This is a genomic window from Cryptosporangium japonicum, from assembly GCF_039524755.1.
GTDB lineage: Bacteria > Actinomycetota > Actinomycetes > Mycobacteriales > Cryptosporangiaceae > Cryptosporangium > Cryptosporangium japonicum.
Genome location: NZ_BAAAGX010000010.1, coordinates 215,888 through 234,850, shown reverse-complemented (window position 1 = coordinate 234,850; position 18,963 = coordinate 215,888). Strand labels below are relative to the sequence as shown.

The following is an 18,963-nucleotide window of genomic DNA, read 5'->3' as shown; positions in this document are numbered from 1 at the left end:
TTCCTTAGAAGACGAACTGCACGACGAGGTCGATGAGCTTGATCCCGACGAACGGCACGATCAGCCCGCCCAGTCCGTAGACGAGCAGGTTGCGCCGCAGCATCGCCGACGCCGACGAAGGCGTGTACCGCACTCCGCGCAGTGCGAGCGGGATCAGCGCGACGATGACCAGCGCGTTGAAGATCACCGCGGAGACGATCGCGGACTGCGGGCTGTGCAGCCGCATGATGTTGAGGGTGTCGAGGCTCGGGTAGGCGGTCACGAACATCGCCGGGATGATCGCGAAGTACTTGGCGACGTCGTTGGCGATCGAGAACGTGGTCAGCGCGCCCCGGGTGATCAGCAGCTGCTTGCCGATCTCGACGATCTCGATGAGCTTGGTCGGGTCGGAGTCGAGGTCGACCATGTTGCCGGCCTCCTTCGCGGCCGACGTGCCCGAGTTCATCGCGACGCCGACGTCGGCGGCCGCGAGCGCCGGGGCGTCGTTGGTGCCGTCGCCGGTCATCGCGACGAGCTTGCCGCCCTCCTGCTCGGCCCGGATCAGCCGCATCTTGTCCTCGGGGGTGGCCTCGGCGAGGAAGTCGTCGACGCCGGCCTCGTCGGCGATCGCCTTGGCGGTGAGCGGGTTGTCGCCGGTGATCATCACCGTGCGGATGCCCATCCGGCGCAGCTCGTCGAACCGTTCCCTCATGCCGCTCTTGACGACGTCCTTGAGCCGGATGACGCCCAGCGCCCGGGCCGGTCCGTCGCCCACCTTCTCGGCGACGACGAGCGGCGTGCCCCCGGACGCGCTGATCGTGTCGACGATCGACCCGACCTCCGCCGAGGGGGAGCCGCCGATCCACTTCAGCACGGCGCTCGCCGCGCCCTTGCGGATCTGCCGGTCGCCGAGGTCGACGCCGGACATCCGGGTCTCCGCGGTGAACGGCACGAACACGACACCGGCCGGCGGCTCGACGTGTCCTCCGGCCAGGGCCACGATCGAGCGGCCCTCCGGCGTCTCGTCGGCCAGGCTGGAGAGCTGGGCGGCCCCGGTGATCTCGGCCGGGCTCACCCCGCCGACCGCGAGGAACTCGGTGGCCTCCCGGTTGCCCAGGGTGATCGTGCCGGTCTTGTCCAGCAGCAGCGTGGTGACGTCACCCGCGGCCTCGACCGCGCGGCCGGACATCGCGAGCACGTTGCGCTGCACGAGCCGGTCCATGCCGGCGATGCCGATCGCCGAGAGCAGCGCGCCGATCGTCGTCGGGATGAGGCAGACGACCAACGCGACCAGCACGATGAGCGGCTGGGACGCGCCGGCGAACGCGGCGAACGGCTGCAGCGTGGCCACGGCCAGCAGGAACACGATCGTGAGGCTGGCGAGCAGGATGTTGAGCGCGATCTCGTTCGGCGTCTTCTGCCGGGACGCGCCTTCGACCAGCGCGATCATCCGGTCGATGAAGCTCTCGCCGGCCTTCGCGGTGATCTTGACGACGATCCGGTCGGAGAGCACCCGGGTGCCGCCGGTGACCGCGCTGCGGTCGCCACCGGACTCCCGGATCACCGGCGCGGACTCCCCGGTGATCGCCGACTCGTCGACGCTCGCGACGCCCTCGACGACGTCGCCGTCGCCGGGGATGAGCTGCCCGGCCTCGACGACGACCAGGTCACCGGGGACCAGCGCGGTCGCCGGGACCTCCTCGCCGGTCACCCGGCGCGCCACCGTCTCGGTCTTGGTGCGGCGCAGCGTCTCGGCCTGGGCCTTGCCGCGTCCCTCGGCGACGGCCTCGGCGAGGTTCGCGAACACCACGGTGAGCCAGAGCCAGACCGCGACGACGATCGAGAAGACGCTCGGGTCGACGATCGCGAACACGGTCGAGACGACCGAGCCGACCTCGACGACGAACATGACCGGCGTGCGCACCATGACCCGGGGGTCGAGCTTCTTCACCGCTCCCGGGAGCGACGTGAGCAGCAGTTTCGGGTCGAGCAGACCGCTCTGGACGCGGCGGGGTTCCGGGCCGGGGGTCTGCACCGGGGGTTGATCGAGTGTGGTGGTCATTTAGAGCCCCTCCGCGAGCGGGCCGAGAGAAAGAGCGGGGAAGTAGGTGAGGCCGGTGACGATGAGGATCACGCCGACCAGCAGGCCGACGAAGAGCGTCCGGTGGGTGGGCAGCGTGCCCGCGGTGACCGGCACCGGCTGCTGCCGGGCCAGTGAACCGGCCAGCGCGAGGGCGAAGATCATCGGCAGGAAGCGTCCGACGAGCATGGCCAGGCCGATCGCGGTGTTGTAGAACGGCGTGTTCGCCGACAGGCCGGCGAACGCGCTGCCGTTGTTGTTGCCCCCGGAGGCGAACGCGTAGAAGACCTCGGAGAACCCGTGCGGGCCGGAGTTGAGCATCGAGCCGCGCGTGGATTCGAACGCCATCGCCAGGCCGGTGCCGACCAGCACCGCCATCGGCGTCGCCAGGATGTAGAGCGAGACGAGCTTGATCTCCCGGCTCTGGATCTTCTTGCCCAGGTACTCGGGGGTGCGCCCGACCATCAGGCCGGCGATGAACACCGCGAGGATCGCCATGATCAGGATGCCGTAGAGGCCGGACCCGACGCCGCCGGGCGCGATCTCGCCGAGCAGCATGTTCAGCAGGACCGCACCACCGCCGAGCGCGGAGTACGAGTCGTGGAACGAGTTGACCGCGCCGGTCGACGTGCCGGTGGTGGCGACCGCGAACAGCGCCGAGCCGGGGACGCCGAAGCGGGTCTCCTTGCCCTCCATCGCGGTGCCGGCCAGCTGCGAGGCCAGCCCGGGGTGGCGGGCCTCGAACGACCAGACGATCGCCAGCATGCCGGCGAAGATCGTCGTCATGACGCCGAGGATCGCCAGGCCCTGGCGGCGGTCGCCGATCATCCGCCCGAACGCCCGGGTGATCGCGACCGGGATCAGCAGGATCAGGAAGATCTCGAACCAGTTGCTGAACGCGTTCGGGTTCTCGAACGGGTGCGCGGAGTTCGCGTTGTAGAAGCCACCGCCGTTGGTGCCGAGCTCCTTGATCGCCTCCTGGGAGGCGACCGGGCCGCCGGTGACCGTCTGCGAGCCGCCCGCGAGCGTGCTCACCTCGTGCGGCGAGGCCAGGTTCTGCACCACGCCCGAGGCGACGAGCACGAGCGTGCCGAGCACCGCGATCGGCAGCAGGATCCGGAAGCTGCCGCGGAACAGATCGACCCAGAAGTTGCCGAGCCGGTCGGTGCCCTTGCGCGTGAACCCCCGGATCAGCGCCACCGCGACGGCCAGGCCGACGGCCGCGGAGACGAAGTTCTGCACGGCCAGCCCGGCCATCTGCACCAGGTGACCCATCACGGCTTCACCCGAGTAGGCCTGCCAGTTCGTGTTCGCGACGAAGCTCGCCGCGGTGTTGAACGCCAGCGCCGGGTCGACGCCGCCGAACCCGAGGCTCCAGGGCAGATGCCCCTGGAGCCGCTGCAGCGCGTAGAGGCCGACGACACCGACCGCGGAGAACGCCAGCACGCCGCGCAGGTACACCGGCCAGCGCTGGTCGGCGTCCGGGTCGACCCCGGCGAGCCGGTAGACCAGTCGTTCCACCCGGTAGTGCTTCGGCGACTCGTAGACCCGCGCCAGGTAGTCGCCGAGGTACTTCCAGGCGACCCCCAGCGCGACGACGAGCGCGAGGAGTTGGAGCAGCCCGGCTGCGACGTCGCTCATCAGAACTTCTCCGGAAGCACCAGCGCGACCAGCAGGTAGCCGATCAGCAGCACCGACGCGATCAAGCCCACGACGTTCTCGGCGCTCACAGCCGTTCCACCCCTCGGGCGACGAGGGCCGCGAGCGCGAAGAACGCGACGACGAGGGCCACGAAGGCCAGGTCAAGCATGGGGACACTCCAGGTCCGGTAGGTCGGGCAGCGGTCTCGATGCCCACCGGTGAGTGAACGCGCAGAAACGGCCCCCGCCGCCGCCGTTGACACCGCCCTAACAGCCGCGGCGGGTTTCTTGACGGTTCCTTGACACCCACCCGGCCCGCACGCCCCACTGGCGCCGGTACTGGATGCTGGCGGAGTGCTCGGTCCGATGCGGAGGGTGGTCGGATGATCCTGCGGTGCCGCTGCCTGGGTTCACTGGAGGTGCGCGGCGGCGACCAGTGGCGTCCGGTCCGCGGTGCCAGGGCGCGGGCCCTGCTCGCCGTCCTGGTCCGCCACCGGGGCGAGCACGTCCCGGCCGGGCGGCTGGCCGACGAGGTCTGGGACGGCCGTCCGCCGGCGTCGGCGGGGACGTTGGTCCGCGGCTACGTGTCCGCGCTGCGCCGGGCGTTCGGCGCCGACGGTGCGCGGGTCATCGTCGGCAGCGGTGGGGGCTACCGGCTCGACCTCCCGCCGGACGCGGTCGACGTCGACCTGTTCGACGCGCTCTGCGCCCGGGGCGCGACCGCGCTGCGGCGCGGCGACCCGGAGGGCGCCGCACTGCTGCTCGCCGACGCGCTCGCCCTGCACCGCGGCCCGGCCTGCGCCGACGTCCCGCGCACGCGGACGCTCACCGCGTTCGTCGAGGGGGTGGAGGAACGCCGGCTGGTCGCGGTCGAGGCGCGGATCGAGGCCGAGCTCACGTGTTCGCGCCACACCGAGGTGCTCGGTGACCTGCGCCGGCTGGTCACCGAGCACCCCACCCGGGAACGGCTGCTGGCGCAGTGGATGCGTGCGCTGCACGCCGCCGGGCGGCGGGCCGAGGCGCTCGACGTCTACCTGGCCGCGCACAAACGCCTCGTCGAGCAGCGGGGCATCGATCCGGGGCCGGAGCTGCGCGCGGCGCACCGGATGATCCTCGCGGCCGAGGACGTCCCCGCTCCGCACCCCCGGCCCGACCGCCGGGGCGCGGGCTGGTCGCCGCCCTCCCAGGCCCCGGCCGGCGTCTCCGACTTCACCGGCCGCGACGCCGAGCTGGCCCGCTGCCTGGCGGTGCTCACCGAGCCCGAGGCGCGGGCGCTGCGCGTGGTGGCGATCTCCGGGCGGGCCGGGGTCGGCAAGAGCGCGCTCGCCGTCACGCTCATGCACGGACTGCGGGCCTGGTACCCGGACGGGCAGCTCTACGCGGACCTGACCGGGGAGACGCACCGGTCGGCCGAGCCGGCCGACGTGCTCGCGATGTTCCTGCGCGCGGTCGGGGTGCCGGGGTCCGCGGTGCCCGACCGCGCCGACGAGCGGGCCGCGCTCCTGCGCAGCATCGTCGCCGATCGCCGGGTGCTCGTCGTGCTGGAGAACGCGCCCGACGAACGCCGGATCCGCGCGCTGCTCCCCGGCGGAGCGGGCTGCGCGGTGCTGGTCACCAGCCGGGCCCGCCTCTCCGCGCTGGAGGGCGCGCACTTCGTCGAGCTCGAGGTGTTCACCCCGGACGAGGCGCTGACCCTGCTGGAACGGGTCGTCGGCGCCGACCGGGTCCGCGGGCAGCTCGACGCCGCGCGGCGCCTGCTCCACCTGTGCGGGCGGCTCCCGCTGGCCGTGCGCATCATGGCGGCCCGGATCGCCAGCGCGCCGGAGACGCCGCTGGAGTGGTTCGTCGAGCGGCTCGCCGACGAGCGGCGGCGGCTGGACGAGCTGCGCCTGCACGACCTCGACGTCCGGGCCGGGATCGGGGCCGGGTACGCGTTGCTGAGCAGCCGGCAGCGGCGCGTCCTGCGGCGGCTGGCCGTGCTCGACGTCACCGCGTTCCCGGCCTGGGCGGTCGCCCTGGTCGCCGACGTCGACGAGCGCGCCGCCGACGAGGCGGTCGAGGCCCTGGTCGACCACCGGCTCCTCGACGCGGCCGGCCCGGACGACGGCGGCCGGGCCCGGTACCGGTTCCACGGCCTGGTCCGGTTGTTCGCCCGCGAACGCGCCGCGGCCGACCCCGACCTCGACCCGGCCGCGGTGCTGGAGTGCGCGGTGCGGGCGTGGTGCGCGCTCGCCGAGCGGGCGACCGGCCGGCTGCCGGCCCGCACCCTGGCCCCGATCCCGTCGCCGACGTCCTCCGAGCCGGTCGCGCTGGACGTCGTCCGGGACCCGTTCGCCTGGTTCGACGCCGAGCGCGAGTCGATCGGGGAACTGGTCGCGCGCAGCGCCGCGCTCGGCCGGGCCGACCTGGCCTGGCCGCTGGCCGCGGCCGCGCACTCCTACTACGAGCTGCGCGACTACTCCGAGGAGGGCAGCCGCGTCCACCGGCTGGCGCTGGACGCGTGCCGGGCCGCCGGCGACACGCTGGGGGAGGCGGTGATGAGCCGCAACCTCGCCGACCTCTACACCTCGAAGCCGGGGTCGGACATCGGCGAGAAGCTGGCCTCCGCCGAGCGCGCGCTCGAGCTGTTCCGCGCGGCCGGGCACGCGCCGGGCGAGGCCGACGCCGGTTACCTCGCCGCCACCGTCCACCGCGTGCTCGGCGCGACCGACCGGGTCGAGGAGTGCCTGGACGCCAGCCTGGCGGCGGCCGTCCGGGTCGGCTACCGCCTCGGCGAGGTCCACGTCTGGCAGCTGCGTGGCATCCTCCGCCGCCAGCAGGGACGCCAGGCCGACGCGATCGCGGCGGCCGGGCGCGCGCTTCCGCTCGCCCGGGAACTCGGCAGCTCCCGGGACGTGAGCGTGCTGCTCGGCCTGATCGGGCTCGCCCACCGCGACCGGGGCGAACCGGGGCCGGCGGAGGCGGCGCTGGCCGAGGCGGTCACGATCGCCGAGGAGACCGGCGACCCGGTGCAGCTCGCGTTCCTCTGCGCGCACCTGGGTGGGCTCTACGTCGAGTCCGGCGACCCCCGCGCGCAGCGCCTGCTCGACCGCGGCCTCGCGCTCAGCACGGCCAGCCGGTCGGACTTCGGCGAGGCGATGGCGCTGGACGGGCTCGGCCGGCTGGCGCTGCGCACCGGTGCCCCGCGCCGGGCGGTGGCGCACTTCACCGACGCGGTCGCGCTGCACCGGCAGGCGGGCAACCTGCAGGCCGAGGCGAAGGCGCTCGCGGGCCTCGCGTCGGCCTGGCTGCGTGCCGGTGACCCGGTCGCCGCCCGCGACGCCGGGCTGACCGCACGGGAGATCTTCCGGCGGCTCGGCAACGAGTCCGACGCCGCTCGACTGTCCGTCGTGATCGGAACGCGGCCGCGTGCAGATCCGGTAGAGAACGCGTAAAGAACGTCGCTGACCTGCGGTTTCATCCGTTGATCGGCGTGCGGCGCCAAACCTACGATCGAGCCACCGGTTGCACCGACGATCAAGGGGAGTGCGGACATGACCCGTCTGGCCGATCGATTACTGGCCCTCATCGCACCGTCGACCACCGCATCGGCGGCGATGCAGACCAAGTGCATTTACTGCGCCAGCACCTACTCGAAGCTGTGCCGCCGCGACTGCATCCAGGGCGTCTGCGAGCCGTGGGGCTGCGGTAGCTGCCAGACCTGCTGACCGTCGGCCCGCCCACCACGGTGGGCGGGCCGTCCACTCCGGACCCCCGAAAGGCCGGGCTGTGCGCTATCTCGTCCTCGTCGCCGCGGCGACGCTCTGGGTGGTCTTCGCCGTCTCCGCCGTGAGCAAGCTGCGTGGCCGGGCGGCCTACGCGGCGTTCGTGGCCTCCACCGGCCGCCTCCTGCCGCCCCGGTTCCGCGCGGCGCGGCCGGCGGCCCTCCTCGTGGTCGTCGCCGAACTCGTCGTCGTCGCGACGCTCCCGGTCGTGCCGGTGGCCGGGCTGGTGCTCGGGGCGGCCCTGCTGGGCGCGTTCGGCGTCGCGATCCTCGGCGCGGTCCGCCGCGGGGTCACCGCGCCGTGCCGCTGCTTCGGTGCCTCCGCCCGTCCGCTGGGCGTCGCGGCGGCGGTGCGCAACGGCCTGCTCGCCGTCCTCGCGACCGGTGGTGCCGCCGCGGCGGCCGCGGTACCCGCGCCGCTGGACGGAGCGCACCCGGCCGGTGTGGCGATCGCCGCCTTCGGCGCCCTGGTACTCGCCGTTCTCACGATCTCCTTCGACGACGTCGCCGATCTCCTCACGCCCGGCTCCGTAGCAGTGGATAGGACCTGACATGCCGTACCTCGTTGCCGCCGTCGTCGCCGTCGGCCTGCTGGGACTGGTCAACCTGATGCTGTTGACCGCGGTGCTCAAGCGTCTGCGGACGCAGTCGGCCGACCACCACCGCACCGCGTTCGACCAGCCGATGCCGCCGGTCGGCACCGTCGTCGACGACTTCGCGGTGACCGACGTCGAGGGCGCGACCTGGTCGAAGGAGTCGCTCACCGGCGACACGCTGGTGGGCTTCTTCAGCCCCGGCTGCCCGGCGTGCGAGGACCTCCTGCCGGAGTTCGTCGAGTACGCGGCCGGTTTCCCCGGCGGCGCGGAGCGGGTCGTCGCGGTGGTGGAGGCGATGCCCGGCGACGCCGGACGGTACGTGTCGCTGCTCTCGCCGGTGGCCCGGGTCGTCACCGACCCGCCGGGACGCACGGTCGTCGTCCCCGCGTTCGCGGCGCGCGCGTTCCCGGGCGTCGTGATCGTCGACGCCGCCGGCCGGGTCACGGTCAGCGGCGGGGACGTCGCCGCGCTCCCCGCCCCGGTGCCGGCGCATTGACCGGCGTGCGCGCGGCGGCCGGGATGGCCGCGGGGATCGCCTGGCGGTCCGCGCGTCGCCCGGTCGTGCTGCTGACGCTCGTCGCGCTGGCCGGCGCCGCGGCCCCGGTCGGCGCCGCCTGGGCCACCCGCGGCACGATCGACCGGGTCGCGACGGCCGCGCCGCTGGGTGAGCTGGTCGCGGTGGCGGTCGCGCTGGCGGTGGCCGGCATCGCCACCGCGACGCTGCCCCAGCTCGAGCAGTACCTGCAGGCCGAGGTGGGGCGAGCGGCGAACCTGGCCAGCGCGGAACGGCTGCACACCGCCGTCGGGCGCTTCGTCGGGCTGGGCCGCTTCGAGGACCCGCGTTTCCTCGACCGGCTCCAGCTGGCCGGCGAGGGGGAGCGGGCCGCGGGTGCCGTCGTCGGCAGCGGACTGGCCTCGGTGCGCTCGCTGCTGGCCCTCGGCGGGTTCGTCGGGTCGCTGCTGGTGCTCAGCCCGGTGATGACCGCCGTGGTGCTGGTCGCGGCCGTCCCCACGCTCGTCGCGGAGTTCCGGCTCTCCCGCGCCCGCGCCGACATGACGTTCGACATCAGCCCGGTCGAACGTCGGGAGCTGTTCTACCGGAACCTGCTGACCAGCAGCGACGCGGCGAAGGAGATCCGGCTCTTCGGCATCGCGGCGTTCCTGCGCACCCGGATGCTCACCGAACGCCGCACCGCGGACGACGCCCGGCGCCGGATCGACCGCCGGGACCTGCTCACCCAGGGCGGCCTGGCGCTGTTCGGCGCGGTCGTCGCGGGCGGCGGCCTGGTGTGGGCCGTGCGCGCGGCCCGCTCGGGCAGCCTGTCGATCGGCGACGTGTCGCTGTTCCTGCTGGCGATCGCCGGGGTGCAGAGCGCGCTGGCCGGAGCGATCAACCAGCTCGCCCAGCTCCACCACCAGCTGCTGATGTTCGGTCACCTCCGCACCGTGGTGACCGCCGGGCCCGACCTGCCGGTGGCGTCGCGGCCCACGCCGGTACCCGCGCTGACCCGGGGGATCGAGCTGCGCGACGTCTGGTTCCGCTACGGCCCGGACGCGCCCTGGGTGCTGCGCGGGGTCACGCTGACGATCCCGCCGGACCGGGCGACCGCGCTGGTCGGGCGGAACGGGTCGGGCAAGAGCACGCTGATCAAGCTGCTCTGCCGGTTCTACGATCCGGAGCGCGGCACGATCCACTGGGACGGCGTCGACCTCCGCGAGCTCGACCCGGCCGCGCTGCGCGAACGCATCACCGCGGTGTTCCAGGACTTCGTGGAGTACGACCTCACCGCGGCGGAGAACATCGGCCTCGGTGACCTGACCGGGCTCGACGACCAGGAGCGCATCCGGGCGGCGGCCCGGCGCGCCGGCGTCGACGCGGAGCTGGCCGGCCTGCCCGCCGGGTACCGCACGCTGCTCTCCCGGATGTTCTTCACCGAAGCCGACCGGGAGGACCCGTCGACCGGCGTCGTCCTGTCCGGCGGGCAGTGGCAGCGGGTCGCGGTCGCCCGCGCGTTCCTGCGCGACCACCGTGACCTGATGATCCTCGACGAGCCGTCGGCCGGCCTCGACGCCGAGGCCGAGTACCAGATCCACGCCGGGCTGCGGAGCCACCGCGCCGGGCGGACCAGCCTGCTGATCTCGCACCGGATGGGCTCGCTCCGCGACGCCGACCGCATCCTCGTCCTCGACCAGGGTGAGCTGGCCGAACAGGGGACGCACGCCGAGCTGCTCGCGGCCGACGGGGTGTACGCCCGCCTGTTCCGGCTGCAGGCCGCCGGGTACGCGGAGGAACCGGTGGCGGCGCCGTGACGATCGCCGCGGTGGTGCTGGTCCTCGTCCTGCTGGTCGGCGCGGGCGTCGGCGTCGTCCGGCGGACGCTGGCGGTGGTGACGGTCACCGGGGTGAGCATGGAACCCACCTACCACCGGGGTGACCGGCTGCTGGTCCGCCGGGCCGGCGTCGGCGCGCTGCGGGTCGGGCAGGTGATCGTGGTGGCCGCGGGCCGCCCGGTCGGCCCGCCGGCGCTGGACAACCCGCTGTGGATGGTCAAGCGCCTGGTCGCGCTCCCCGGCGACCCGGTGCCGCGCAGCGACACGTTCCGGGTGCACGCGTCGGCCGACGACGTCACGCCGCCGGACTGCCTCGTGGTCGCGGCCGACAACCCGGCCGGCGTCGACTCCCGCCAGCTGGGCTACTTCGCCGGCCGCAACGTGCTCGGCGTCGTCGTCCGCCACCTCGGTTAGGGCGTCGGGGGATCGCGGAGGATGTCGAGGAGCTCGCCGATCAGGTGCCGGTGCTCCAGCGGGTGGCGCAGCGGCAGCGACGGGTCGAGCTGGTAGTGGTTGCGCCGCCCGTCGCGGGTGGTGGTGACGTACCCGGCCCGGGCCAGGTCGGCGACGATGCGCTGGGCGGCGCGTTCGGTGATGCCGACCTGACCGGCGAGGTCACGGAAGCGGATGCCGGGATCGCGGGCGATGCACAGCAGCACGTGGGCGTGGTTGGTGAGGAACGTCCACTCAGGCATGACCTTCCCCGGCTGACCGCTGTTGTCCGTCGGACGAGTTTACCGGGGCCCGGCGCTTCGGCGGGTGGCGTGGAGGCTGGAGACGATCGACGCGCCGATCGTCAGCACGATCACGCCGAGCGTCACCGGGATCGGCAGTTTGCCGACCGGGGTCTCGGACAGGATCAGCTTCACGCCGGCGAACGCGAGGAGCAGCGCGAGGCCGTAGTGCAGGTGCACGAAGCGGCGGAGCAGCCCGGCCAGGCAGAAGTACAGACTGCGCAGCCCAAGGATCGCGAACGCGTTCGCCGTCCAGACGACGAACGTGCTCGTCGTGATCGCGAGGATGGCGGCGACCGAGTCGATCGCGAAGATCAGGTCCGACGCCTCGACCGCGATCAGGACGACGAAGAGCAGCGTGGCGACGCGCTTGCCGTCGACCCGGGTGAAGAAACGGTCACCGTGGTAGCGGGCGTCGGTCGGCACGATCCGACGCACCAGGCGGACCACGGGGTTGCGGTCGGGCGGGGTCTCCTCGCCGTGCCGGAACGCCATCGTGTAACCGGTCCAGACCAGGAACGCGCCGAAGACGTAGGCGGTCCAGAAGAACGTCTCGAGCAGTTCCGCGCCGACGAAGATGAAGGCCAGCCGGAACACCAGCGCGCCGATGACCCCCCAGAACAGCACCTTGTGCTGCACGGTCTCCGGCACGGCGAAGAACGTGAAGATCAACGCGAAGACGAAGACGTTGTCGATCGACAGCGCCTTCTCGATGAGGTACCCGGCGTAGTAGGTGCCGGCGACCTCACCGCCCTGCCACCACCACAGCACGGCACCGAACGCGAGCCCGGCGGCGATCCAGATGCCGGACCAGATCACGGCCTCGCGGAAGCCGACGACGTGGTTGTCGCGGTGCAGGAACAAGTCGACGGCCAGCATCGCCGCCACCGCGGTCATCACCGCGACCCACGCCCACCACGGAACTGTCATGAACCGGAGCCCTCTCGACCGGCTGACCGGCGCGGCCGGTCAGCGATGCGGTCGACGGTCTCCCCGGGCCGCCGGTCGCGGCGGCCGGTCCACCGGGGCCCGGATCGGCCGGGCCCGTCATGACGGCGAACGCGTGGTGCCTCGGGTACTCCCCATCTACGAACCAGAATACACGACAAGAATGTCGTACGTCGAGCGCGTTAGCGTTCGGCGCATGCGCGTGACTTTCCGGGCCCGGCAGGGCGGGCGGCGGGTGGACCTCGTGCTCGGCCTGCTGCTCGTCGCCGGCGTGCTCACCGGGCTGGGCGCCAACACGATCGGCGTGAACTGGCCGCTCGACCTCATCCAGCTGCACGCGGCCGGTGCGCTCGCGATCCTGCTGCTGGCGCCGTGGAAGTCGGTGGTGATCCGCCGCGGCCTGGGCAACCCGCGGCAGCGGCGGCCGGTCAAGGCGCTCTCGCTCGTCCTGCTGGTCCTGGTGCTGGTCACGATCGGCAGCGGCCTGCTGCACTCCACCGGCCGGGTCGAGTACGTCGGGCCGCTGACGCTGATGCAGATCCACGTCGGGGCCGCGATCGGGGCCGTGGCCGCGGTGCTGGCGCACTTCCTCGGCCACTGGGTGCGCCCGCGACGCACCGACGTCGACCGCCGGGCGCTGCTGCGACTGGCCGTGCTCGGCGCCGGCGCGGGGCTGGCCACCGCGGCCTGGGACACCTGGGCGGCGACCGGCCGGCGCTTCACCGGCTCGGTGCCCAAGCCGGAGCTCGAGGTCACGTCGTGGATCAACGACGGGATCCAGCGCGTCGACGCCGGGCAGTGGCGCCTGCGGGTGGGGACCGCCGGGTTCGACCGGGACCAGGTGCTGGCGTTGCCGCACGAGCGGTTCACCGCGGTGCTCGACTGCACCAGCGGCTGGTACAGCAGCCAGGTGTGGGACGGCGTGCGGCTGAGCGCGTTGCTGGCCGCCGCCGACGTCGTGCCCGGCCGGAGCGTCGAGGTGCGGTCGGTGACCGGCTACGCGCGCTGGTTCGGCGCCGACACGCTCGACGACGTGTGGCTGGTCACCGCGGTCGGCGGCCGGCCGCTGAGCGTCGGCCACGGCTTCCCGGCCCGGATCGCGGCGCCGGGCCGGCGCGGGTTCTGGTGGGTGAAGTGGGTGACCTCGATCCAGCCGTCGAGCCGGCCGCCGTGGGCCCAGTCGGTGTTCCCGCTCAGCTAGTTTGTCAACAATCTCGTGGGCAGGGGGAGGGCGCCGGTGATCATCGACTGCCACGGTCACTACACGACCGCCCCCGCGGCGCACACCTCCTGGCGGGAGGCCCAGCGCGCGGCCTTCGACGACGGCCGCCGCCCGCCGCCCTACCCCGCGATCACCGACGACGAGATCCGCGAGACGATCGAGGGCAACCAGTTACCGCTGATGGCCGAGCGCGGGATCGACCTGACGCTGTTCTCGCCGCGGGCCTCGGCGATGGGCCACCACGTCGGCGACGAGACGGTCAGCGCGGACTGGGCCCGGGTCAGCAACGACCTCGTCGCGCGTGTCGTCCAGCTGTTCCCGGAGCACTTCGCCGGCGTCGGTCAGCTGCCGCAGTCGCCGGGCGTGCCGATCGCGAACTCCGTGGCCGAGCTGCGCCGCTGCGTGCTCGAGCTGGGCTTCGTGGGCTGCAACCTCAACCCCGACCCGAGCGGCGGCCACTGGACGTCGCCGCCGCTGACCGACCGGAGCTGGTACCCGCTCTACGAGGCGATGGTCGAGCTCGACGTCCCGGCGATGGTGCACGTGTCCGCGGTGACCAACCCGAACTTCCACGCCACCGGGTCGCACTACCTCAACGCCGACACGACCGCGTTCATGCAGTTCCTGACGGGCGAGGTGTTCACCGACTTCCCCGAGCTGCGGTTCGTGATCCCGCACGGCGGGGGAGCGGTGCCCTACCACTGGGGGCGGTTCCGCGGCCTGGCCGACATGCTCGGCCGGCCGTCGCCGTCGGAGTCGGTGCTGGGCAACGTCTTCTTCGACACCTGCGTCTACCACCAGCCGGGCATCGACCTGCTGTTCGGTGTCATCGACGTGCCCAACATCCTGTTCGGCTCCGAGGCGGTCGGCGCGGTACGCGGCATCGACCCGGAGACCGGCCGGTACTTCGACGACACCCGCCGGTACGTGGACGCGGTGCCGCTCAGCGACCACGACCGGCGGCTGGTGTACGAGGGCAACGCGCGCCGGGTCTACCCCCGTCTCGACGCCGTGCCGGCGGTCAGACCCGGAAACGGTTGACCAGGGACTGGAGGTCGGCGGACATCCGGGCGAGTTCCTCGGCCGAGCGCCGGGTCTCCGCGACCGTCGTGGTCGTGGTCTGCGCGGCCGCGGCGACGGTCGCGATGTTGTCGGCGATGCTCGTCGAGCCGGTGGAGGCCTCCATGATCGAGCGGCTCATCTCGTTCGTCGTCGCGGTCTGCTCTTCGACCGCCGACGCGATCGTCATCTGGTAGTCGTTGATCTGCGCGATGATCCCGGAGATCTGCTCGATCGCGGAGACCGCCGAGTCGGTGTCGGCCTGAATGGTCTCGACGCGCCGGGAGATGTCCTCGGTCGCTTTCGCGGTCTCCTGGGCGAGGTCCTTGACCTCGTTCGCGACCACCGCGAAGCCCTTACCCGCCTCACCGGCCCGCGCCGCCTCGATCGTCGCGTTGAGCGCCAGCAGGTTGGTCTGCTCGGCGATCGACGTGATCACCTTGACCACGTTGCCGATCTCCACCGACGACTCACCGAGCTTGGCCACCGTCGCGTTCGTCGCCGCGGCCGCGGTCACCGCCTGCGACGCCACCCCGGCGGCGTCGTTCGCCGACTGGGAGATCTCGCGGATCGCCGAGCCCATCTCCTCGGTGCCGGCCGCGACCGTCTGGACACTGCGCGACACGTCCTCCGACGCCGAGGCGAGCACGCTGGTCTGCGACGACGTCTCGTGCGCGTTGCCGGCGATGGCCTCGGCCGAGGCCGAGAGCTGCTGGGAGGAGTCGCCGAGCGACCGGGCCGAGCTCGACAGCGCGGCGACGGTCTGGCGGATCGACTCGGTCGCCCGGTTCACCGCCGTGGCCATCATCCCCACCTCGTCGCGCCCGGTGGCGTCGGCGTGGCGGGTGAGGTCACCGTCGGCGACCGCGTCCAGCACGGTCCGGACGGCCGAGAGGCGCCGGGAGACGCCGCGGCCGACCAGCACCGCCAGCGCCATCGCCACGACCAGCCCGATCACGAGCAGGATCGCGATCAGCGTCTGGGCCGACGCGGCCTCCTCGTGGGCGGACGTGCCCGCCTTCTTGGCGCCGGCGCGCTCCAGCGTCATGAGCTCGTCCACCGAGCTGTTCATCGTGTCCTCGGCCTGGTTCCACGCGGTGATCTGCTCGGGGATCGTGGCCGGGAGCGTCACGCCGGCCGGCGGCGCCTGCTGGAAGGTCAGGCTGTTGACGAGCGCCTTGTACAGCGTCCAGGCGTCACCGAACGCGGTCACCTGCTTCTGCCAGTCGGAGCGCGGATCCGGCGTCGACCGGTAGTGCTCCAGCGCGGCGTCCACCTCGCTCTGGGCCTTCGGTACCTCGGCCTTGAAGCCGGCTTTGTCCGTCCCGTTGGTGACCTGGTAGAGGTAGAGCGCGCGGTACATGTCGGAGATGCCGTCGCGCAGCTCGAGCAGGCTCGCCTGCCGGGCGATGTTCTTGCTCGTCAGCCCCTGTACCCGGTCGTCCAGGCTGCTCATCCGGGACCACGCGACCGAGCCGATGACCGCGGCCACCACCGCGATCACCGCCACGGTCAGGATGATCTTGGTGCTCACCCGGGCGTCGCTGAACACTCTGGTCAACGTCTCCACCTCACCGCTGTGTCCCCGGCCGCTCGGAGCGGTCTCTGGACAGCTGATTGGCAGTGACACCCGGATCCTGAGACGATCCCGGCAACTGGAGCCGGTCCGATCTGGCGGCGCGGCCGGGGACGGGGTCCGCGCCGGAGCGGTGCACAGGACACCGACCTCGCCGTGCCGGATAGATTCCCGGTATGCGAGGGGGAGGGCGGGTACCGGTCATCGCGCTGACCGGGTTTCTGGGGGCGGGGAAGACGAGCCTGCTCAACCACCTGTTGCAGCGTCCGGGGGCGCGCCTCGGGGTGGTCGTCAACGACTTCGGGACGCTCAACGTCGACGCCGCTCTGGTGGCCGGCCAGGTCGACGACGCCGCCGCCATCTCGGGTGGGTGCGTGTGCTGTCTGCCGGACGCCGGTGGCCTCGACGACGCGCTCCGGCGGCTCGCGCAGCCCCGTCTGCGGCTCGACGCGATCCTGGTGGAGGCCAGCGGCGCGGCCGATCCGATCGCGGTGGCCCGCCTGATCGGCTTCAGCGGCGCCCGGAACGTCCGGCCCGGTGGGCTCGTCGAGGTGGTCGACGCGGTCGAGCATTTCCGTACCGTGGACCGCTGGACCGAACCGCCGGCGCGGTACGCGGCGGCGACGCTCGTCGTCGTCACCAAGGCCGACCTGCTGCCCGACGACGAGCGCGAGACGGTGCTGGCGCGCATCCGGGAGCGGGTGCGGCGACGTCACCCGCAGGTGCCGATCGTGACGGCCCGGTACGGACGGATCGACCCGGCGCTGGTGTTCGACACCGCCGCCGACGAGGACCCGGCCGACCAGCTCCCGATCGCCCGCCTCATCCGCGAACACCACGCGAACCAGCACGCCCACGACCACGACCACGCACGGGCGGCCTCGGTGGAGCTGGTGCGCCCGGTCTCCCCGACCGCGCTGATCGACCTGCTCGAAACTCCGCCCGCCGGCGCCTACCGGCTCAAAGGCCGGGTGCGGGTGGTCGGTTCCCGGGGCGAGCAGGGGTTCGTCGTCAACGTCGTCGGGTCGCTGGTGCACGTCGCGGCGCTGCCGGAGCCGCCGCCGGTCGGCGAGCTCGTCGCGATCGGCCCGGAGCTCGATCCGTCGCTCGCGCGCCGGCGCCTGGACGCGGTCGCGGCCGCACCGGCCGACCGGCCGGACACGGCCGGGCTCGCGCGCCTGCGCCGCTACCGCCGCCTGAACGCTTGACGCGGCACCCGTCCGTCCATCTGTCACCCGTGACGGGATTGCAGAATCCATAACGCTCGTCCGGCTACATGCTGCGCCATCAGTCCCTAATTGACCTGATATTCGCTGCTCATCAGCGGCCGAACCACAAGGGCGCTCGTCGAGGCCGGCAAAGATCCGGCCGTAAACGTGTGACAGTTATCTTGTCGTGTGACACCACATGTATTACGTTCGCCTGACCCGGTCCCCGGACCCCACCCCCAGGTCTTGGAGAATCAATGCCGACTCTTCACCGCTCGAGATTGTTGACGGCGGCGGTGGCCAGCGCGATGGCGCTGACGCTGGCCGCGTGCACGACCTCCGGTTCGTCGTCGACGAGCGGCGGCAACACCTCGGAGCTGAACCTGCAGTTCACCGGCGTGCCCATCAGCCTCAACCCGGCGCTGGCCGGGGCCGGTGGCTCCACCGTCTACACCGCGCTCGCCTACGACTCGCTGATCCACCTGAGCAACGAGGGCAAGCTGGAGCCGGACCTCGCGGAGTCCTGGAAGTACGTCGGCGCCGGCAACAAGGTCTTCGAGCTCACGCTGCGCGAGGGCGTCAAGTTCGCCAGCGGGAAGCCGCTGACGGCCGAGGCCGCGGTCGCGTCGATGCAGTACTTCCTCAAGGCCGGCGGGCCGTTGGCCCCGTCGGTCGGCGCGGTCGACAAGGTCGAGGCCACCGGGCCGAAGACGGTCCGGATCACCTACAAGACGGCCAACCCCGACGCGGCCGGCACCATGGACCAGTACCACGGCATCGGGGTGCTGATCGGCCCGGACGGCGTGGCCAACCCGCAGAGCCTGCTGACCAAGAGCGACGGCACCGGGGCCTACGTCTACGACAACGCGACGTCGGTGGCGGGCAGCCGGTACAGCTACACGAAGAACCCCTCCTACTTCAACCCGAAGGCCCAGCAGTTCTCCAAGGTCTCGGTGCGGGTGATCGGTGACCCGCAGGCCGTGCTCTCCGCGGTGACGACCGGCCAGGTCGACTACGCCACCGGCAGCCCGGCCACCGCGGACGCGGCCGAGGCGGCCGGCCTGAACATCGTCAAGGCCCCGTTCTTCAACTGGGAGCTGGTGCTCGGCGACACCGAGGGCACGATCAGCAAGCCGCTGGCCGACCCCCGGGTGCGCCAGGCGATCGGCTACGCGATCAACCGGGACGCGCTGTCCAAGGCGTTCGGCGCGAACTTCACCAAGCCCAGCACGCAGCAGCTGATCGAAGGCGCCGACGGCTACGACGAGAGCATCGGCTACACGTTCGACCTGCAGAAGGCCAAGTCGTTGATGGCCGAGGCCGGGTACGCCCAGGGCTTCCCGCTCACCGTGCTGACCGAGTCGATCCTCGACCGGAACACCACCTACTCCCAGGCGGTGGCCGACGCGCTCAAGGCCATCGGGATCACGGTCACGCTCAAGGTCGTCTCGACGACCGTCCCGGCGTTCATCGGGGAGGCCACGAGCAAGAAGTACGCGGCCTCGATCTGGCCCAGCGCCGGCCCGAACATGTTCCAGAACTACAGCCAGGTCTCCGGCGGGCTGTTCAACCCGTTCGGGCACAAGGACGCCCAGCTCGACGGCATCATGCAGCGCGCGTCGGCGGCCGACGGCTCCGAGCGCACCGCGCTCTACCAGCAGGCCTCCCAGCGCTTCCAGGAGCTGGCCTGGCTGATCCCGCTGATCGCCACCGAGAACGTGTACTACGTGAGCTCGAAGCTCGAGGGCATCTCGGCGTCGGTCGGCAACCCGAACCCGATGCCGGTCGGGCCCACTCCCGAGCTCGCCTGGCGAAAGGCCTGAGGATC

Annotated in this window: 16 protein-coding genes; 10 read left to right on the top strand and 6 right to left on the bottom strand. The window is 72.5% G+C overall.

Annotation, left to right across the window (positions count from 1 at the left end; genetic code table 11):
- Nucleotides 1-4: 4 nt before the first annotated feature.
- The 3 genes from kdpB to ABD437_RS13980 are packed head-to-tail and all read right to left on the bottom strand — an operon-like array spanning nucleotide 5 to nucleotide 3,789.
- On the bottom strand, nucleotides 5-2,041 hold the full coding sequence (gene kdpB / locus ABD437_RS13990) for a potassium-transporting ATPase subunit KdpB (RefSeq protein ID WP_344649233.1): 2,037 nt from the start codon (nucleotides 2,039-2,041) through the stop codon (nucleotides 5-7).
- Nucleotides 2,042-3,700, bottom strand: coding sequence for a potassium-transporting ATPase subunit KdpA (kdpA, locus tag ABD437_RS13985; RefSeq protein WP_344649232.1), 1,659 nt, complete (start codon nucleotides 3,698-3,700; stop codon nucleotides 2,042-2,044).
- Nucleotides 3,700-3,789 carry a potassium-transporting ATPase subunit F gene (locus ABD437_RS13980; protein WP_344649231.1) on the bottom strand — a complete coding sequence of 30 codons (90 nt, stop codon included), beginning with the start codon at nucleotides 3,787-3,789 and terminating at the stop codon, nucleotides 3,700-3,702. The genes kdpA and ABD437_RS13980 overlap by 1 nt, the downstream gene beginning before the upstream one ends.
- 293 nt (nucleotides 3,790-4,082) lie before the next feature.
- Between ABD437_RS13980 and ABD437_RS13975 the strand changes: the two genes are divergently transcribed.
- The 6 genes from ABD437_RS13975 (at nucleotide 4,083) to ABD437_RS13950 (ending at nucleotide 10,802) form a co-directional block, all read left to right on the top strand.
- Complete coding sequence (locus ABD437_RS13975; protein ID WP_344649230.1) at nucleotides 4,083-7,133, top strand: AfsR/SARP family transcriptional regulator; 3,051 nt, start codon at nucleotides 4,083-4,085, stop codon at nucleotides 7,131-7,133.
- Nucleotides 7,134-7,232: 99 nt separating this feature from the next.
- Nucleotides 7,233-7,406, top strand: a complete 174-nt coding sequence (locus ABD437_RS13970) for a hypothetical protein (protein WP_344649229.1) — start codon at nucleotides 7,233-7,235, stop codon at nucleotides 7,404-7,406.
- Between the two features lie 61 nt (nucleotides 7,407-7,467).
- Nucleotides 7,468-8,013, top strand: coding sequence for a MauE/DoxX family redox-associated membrane protein (locus ABD437_RS13965; protein WP_344649228.1), 546 nt, complete (start codon nucleotides 7,468-7,470; stop codon nucleotides 8,011-8,013).
- Nucleotide 8,014: 1 nt separating this feature from the next.
- The gene (locus ABD437_RS13960) at nucleotides 8,015-8,554 is read left to right on the top strand and encodes a TlpA family protein disulfide reductase (RefSeq protein ID WP_344649227.1); all 540 of its coding nucleotides are present in this window, start codon (nucleotides 8,015-8,017) and stop codon (nucleotides 8,552-8,554) included.
- 5 nt (nucleotides 8,555-8,559) lie between these two features.
- Nucleotides 8,560-10,368: an ABC transporter ATP-binding protein gene (locus ABD437_RS13955; RefSeq protein ID WP_344649464.1), complete on the top strand. Its 1,809-nt coding sequence runs from the start codon at nucleotides 8,560-8,562 to the stop codon at nucleotides 10,366-10,368.
- Nucleotides 10,365-10,802, top strand: coding sequence for a S24/S26 family peptidase (locus ABD437_RS13950; protein WP_344649226.1), 438 nt, complete (start codon nucleotides 10,365-10,367; stop codon nucleotides 10,800-10,802). The genes ABD437_RS13955 and ABD437_RS13950 overlap by 4 nt, the downstream gene beginning before the upstream one ends.
- Here ABD437_RS13950 and ABD437_RS13945 read toward each other — a convergent pair.
- The gene (locus ABD437_RS13945; protein WP_344649225.1) at nucleotides 10,799-11,083 is read right to left on the bottom strand and encodes a helix-turn-helix transcriptional regulator; all 285 of its coding nucleotides are present in this window, start codon (nucleotides 11,081-11,083) and stop codon (nucleotides 10,799-10,801) included. The genes ABD437_RS13950 and ABD437_RS13945 overlap by 4 nt on opposite strands.
- Nucleotides 11,084-11,122: 39 nt before the next feature.
- Entirely contained in the window at nucleotides 11,123-12,052 is a 930-nt protein-coding gene (locus ABD437_RS13940) for a TerC family protein (RefSeq protein ID WP_344649224.1), read from the bottom strand.
- A gap of 214 nt (nucleotides 12,053-12,266) precedes the next feature.
- Between ABD437_RS13940 and ABD437_RS13935 the strand changes: the two genes are divergently transcribed.
- Both ABD437_RS13935 and ABD437_RS13930 read left to right on the top strand, forming a co-directional pair.
- On the top strand, nucleotides 12,267-13,271 hold the full coding sequence (locus tag ABD437_RS13935; protein WP_344649223.1) for a molybdopterin-dependent oxidoreductase: 1,005 nt from the start codon (nucleotides 12,267-12,269) through the stop codon (nucleotides 13,269-13,271).
- Between the two features lie 36 nt (nucleotides 13,272-13,307).
- Nucleotides 13,308-14,333, top strand: coding sequence for an amidohydrolase family protein (locus ABD437_RS13930; RefSeq protein WP_344649222.1), 1,026 nt, complete (start codon nucleotides 13,308-13,310; stop codon nucleotides 14,331-14,333).
- Here ABD437_RS13930 and ABD437_RS13925 read toward each other — a convergent pair.
- Entirely contained in the window at nucleotides 14,314-15,903 is a 1,590-nt protein-coding gene (locus ABD437_RS13925; protein ID WP_344649463.1) for a methyl-accepting chemotaxis protein, read from the bottom strand. The two genes, ABD437_RS13930 and ABD437_RS13925, sit on opposite strands and share 20 nt — an antisense overlap.
- A gap of 200 nt (nucleotides 15,904-16,103) precedes the next feature.
- On the opposite strand from ABD437_RS13925, the gene ABD437_RS13920 reads away from it, so the two are divergent.
- Nucleotides 16,104-17,135 carry a CobW family GTP-binding protein gene (locus tag ABD437_RS13920; RefSeq protein ID WP_344649221.1) on the top strand — a complete coding sequence of 344 codons (1,032 nt, stop codon included), beginning with the start codon at nucleotides 16,104-16,106 and terminating at the stop codon, nucleotides 17,133-17,135.
- A 257-nt stretch (nucleotides 17,136-17,392) separates the two neighbouring features.
- Nucleotides 17,393-18,958, top strand: coding sequence for an ABC transporter substrate-binding protein (locus tag ABD437_RS13915; protein ID WP_344649220.1), 1,566 nt, complete (start codon nucleotides 17,393-17,395; stop codon nucleotides 18,956-18,958).
- Nucleotides 18,959-18,963: the final 5 nt, after the last annotated feature.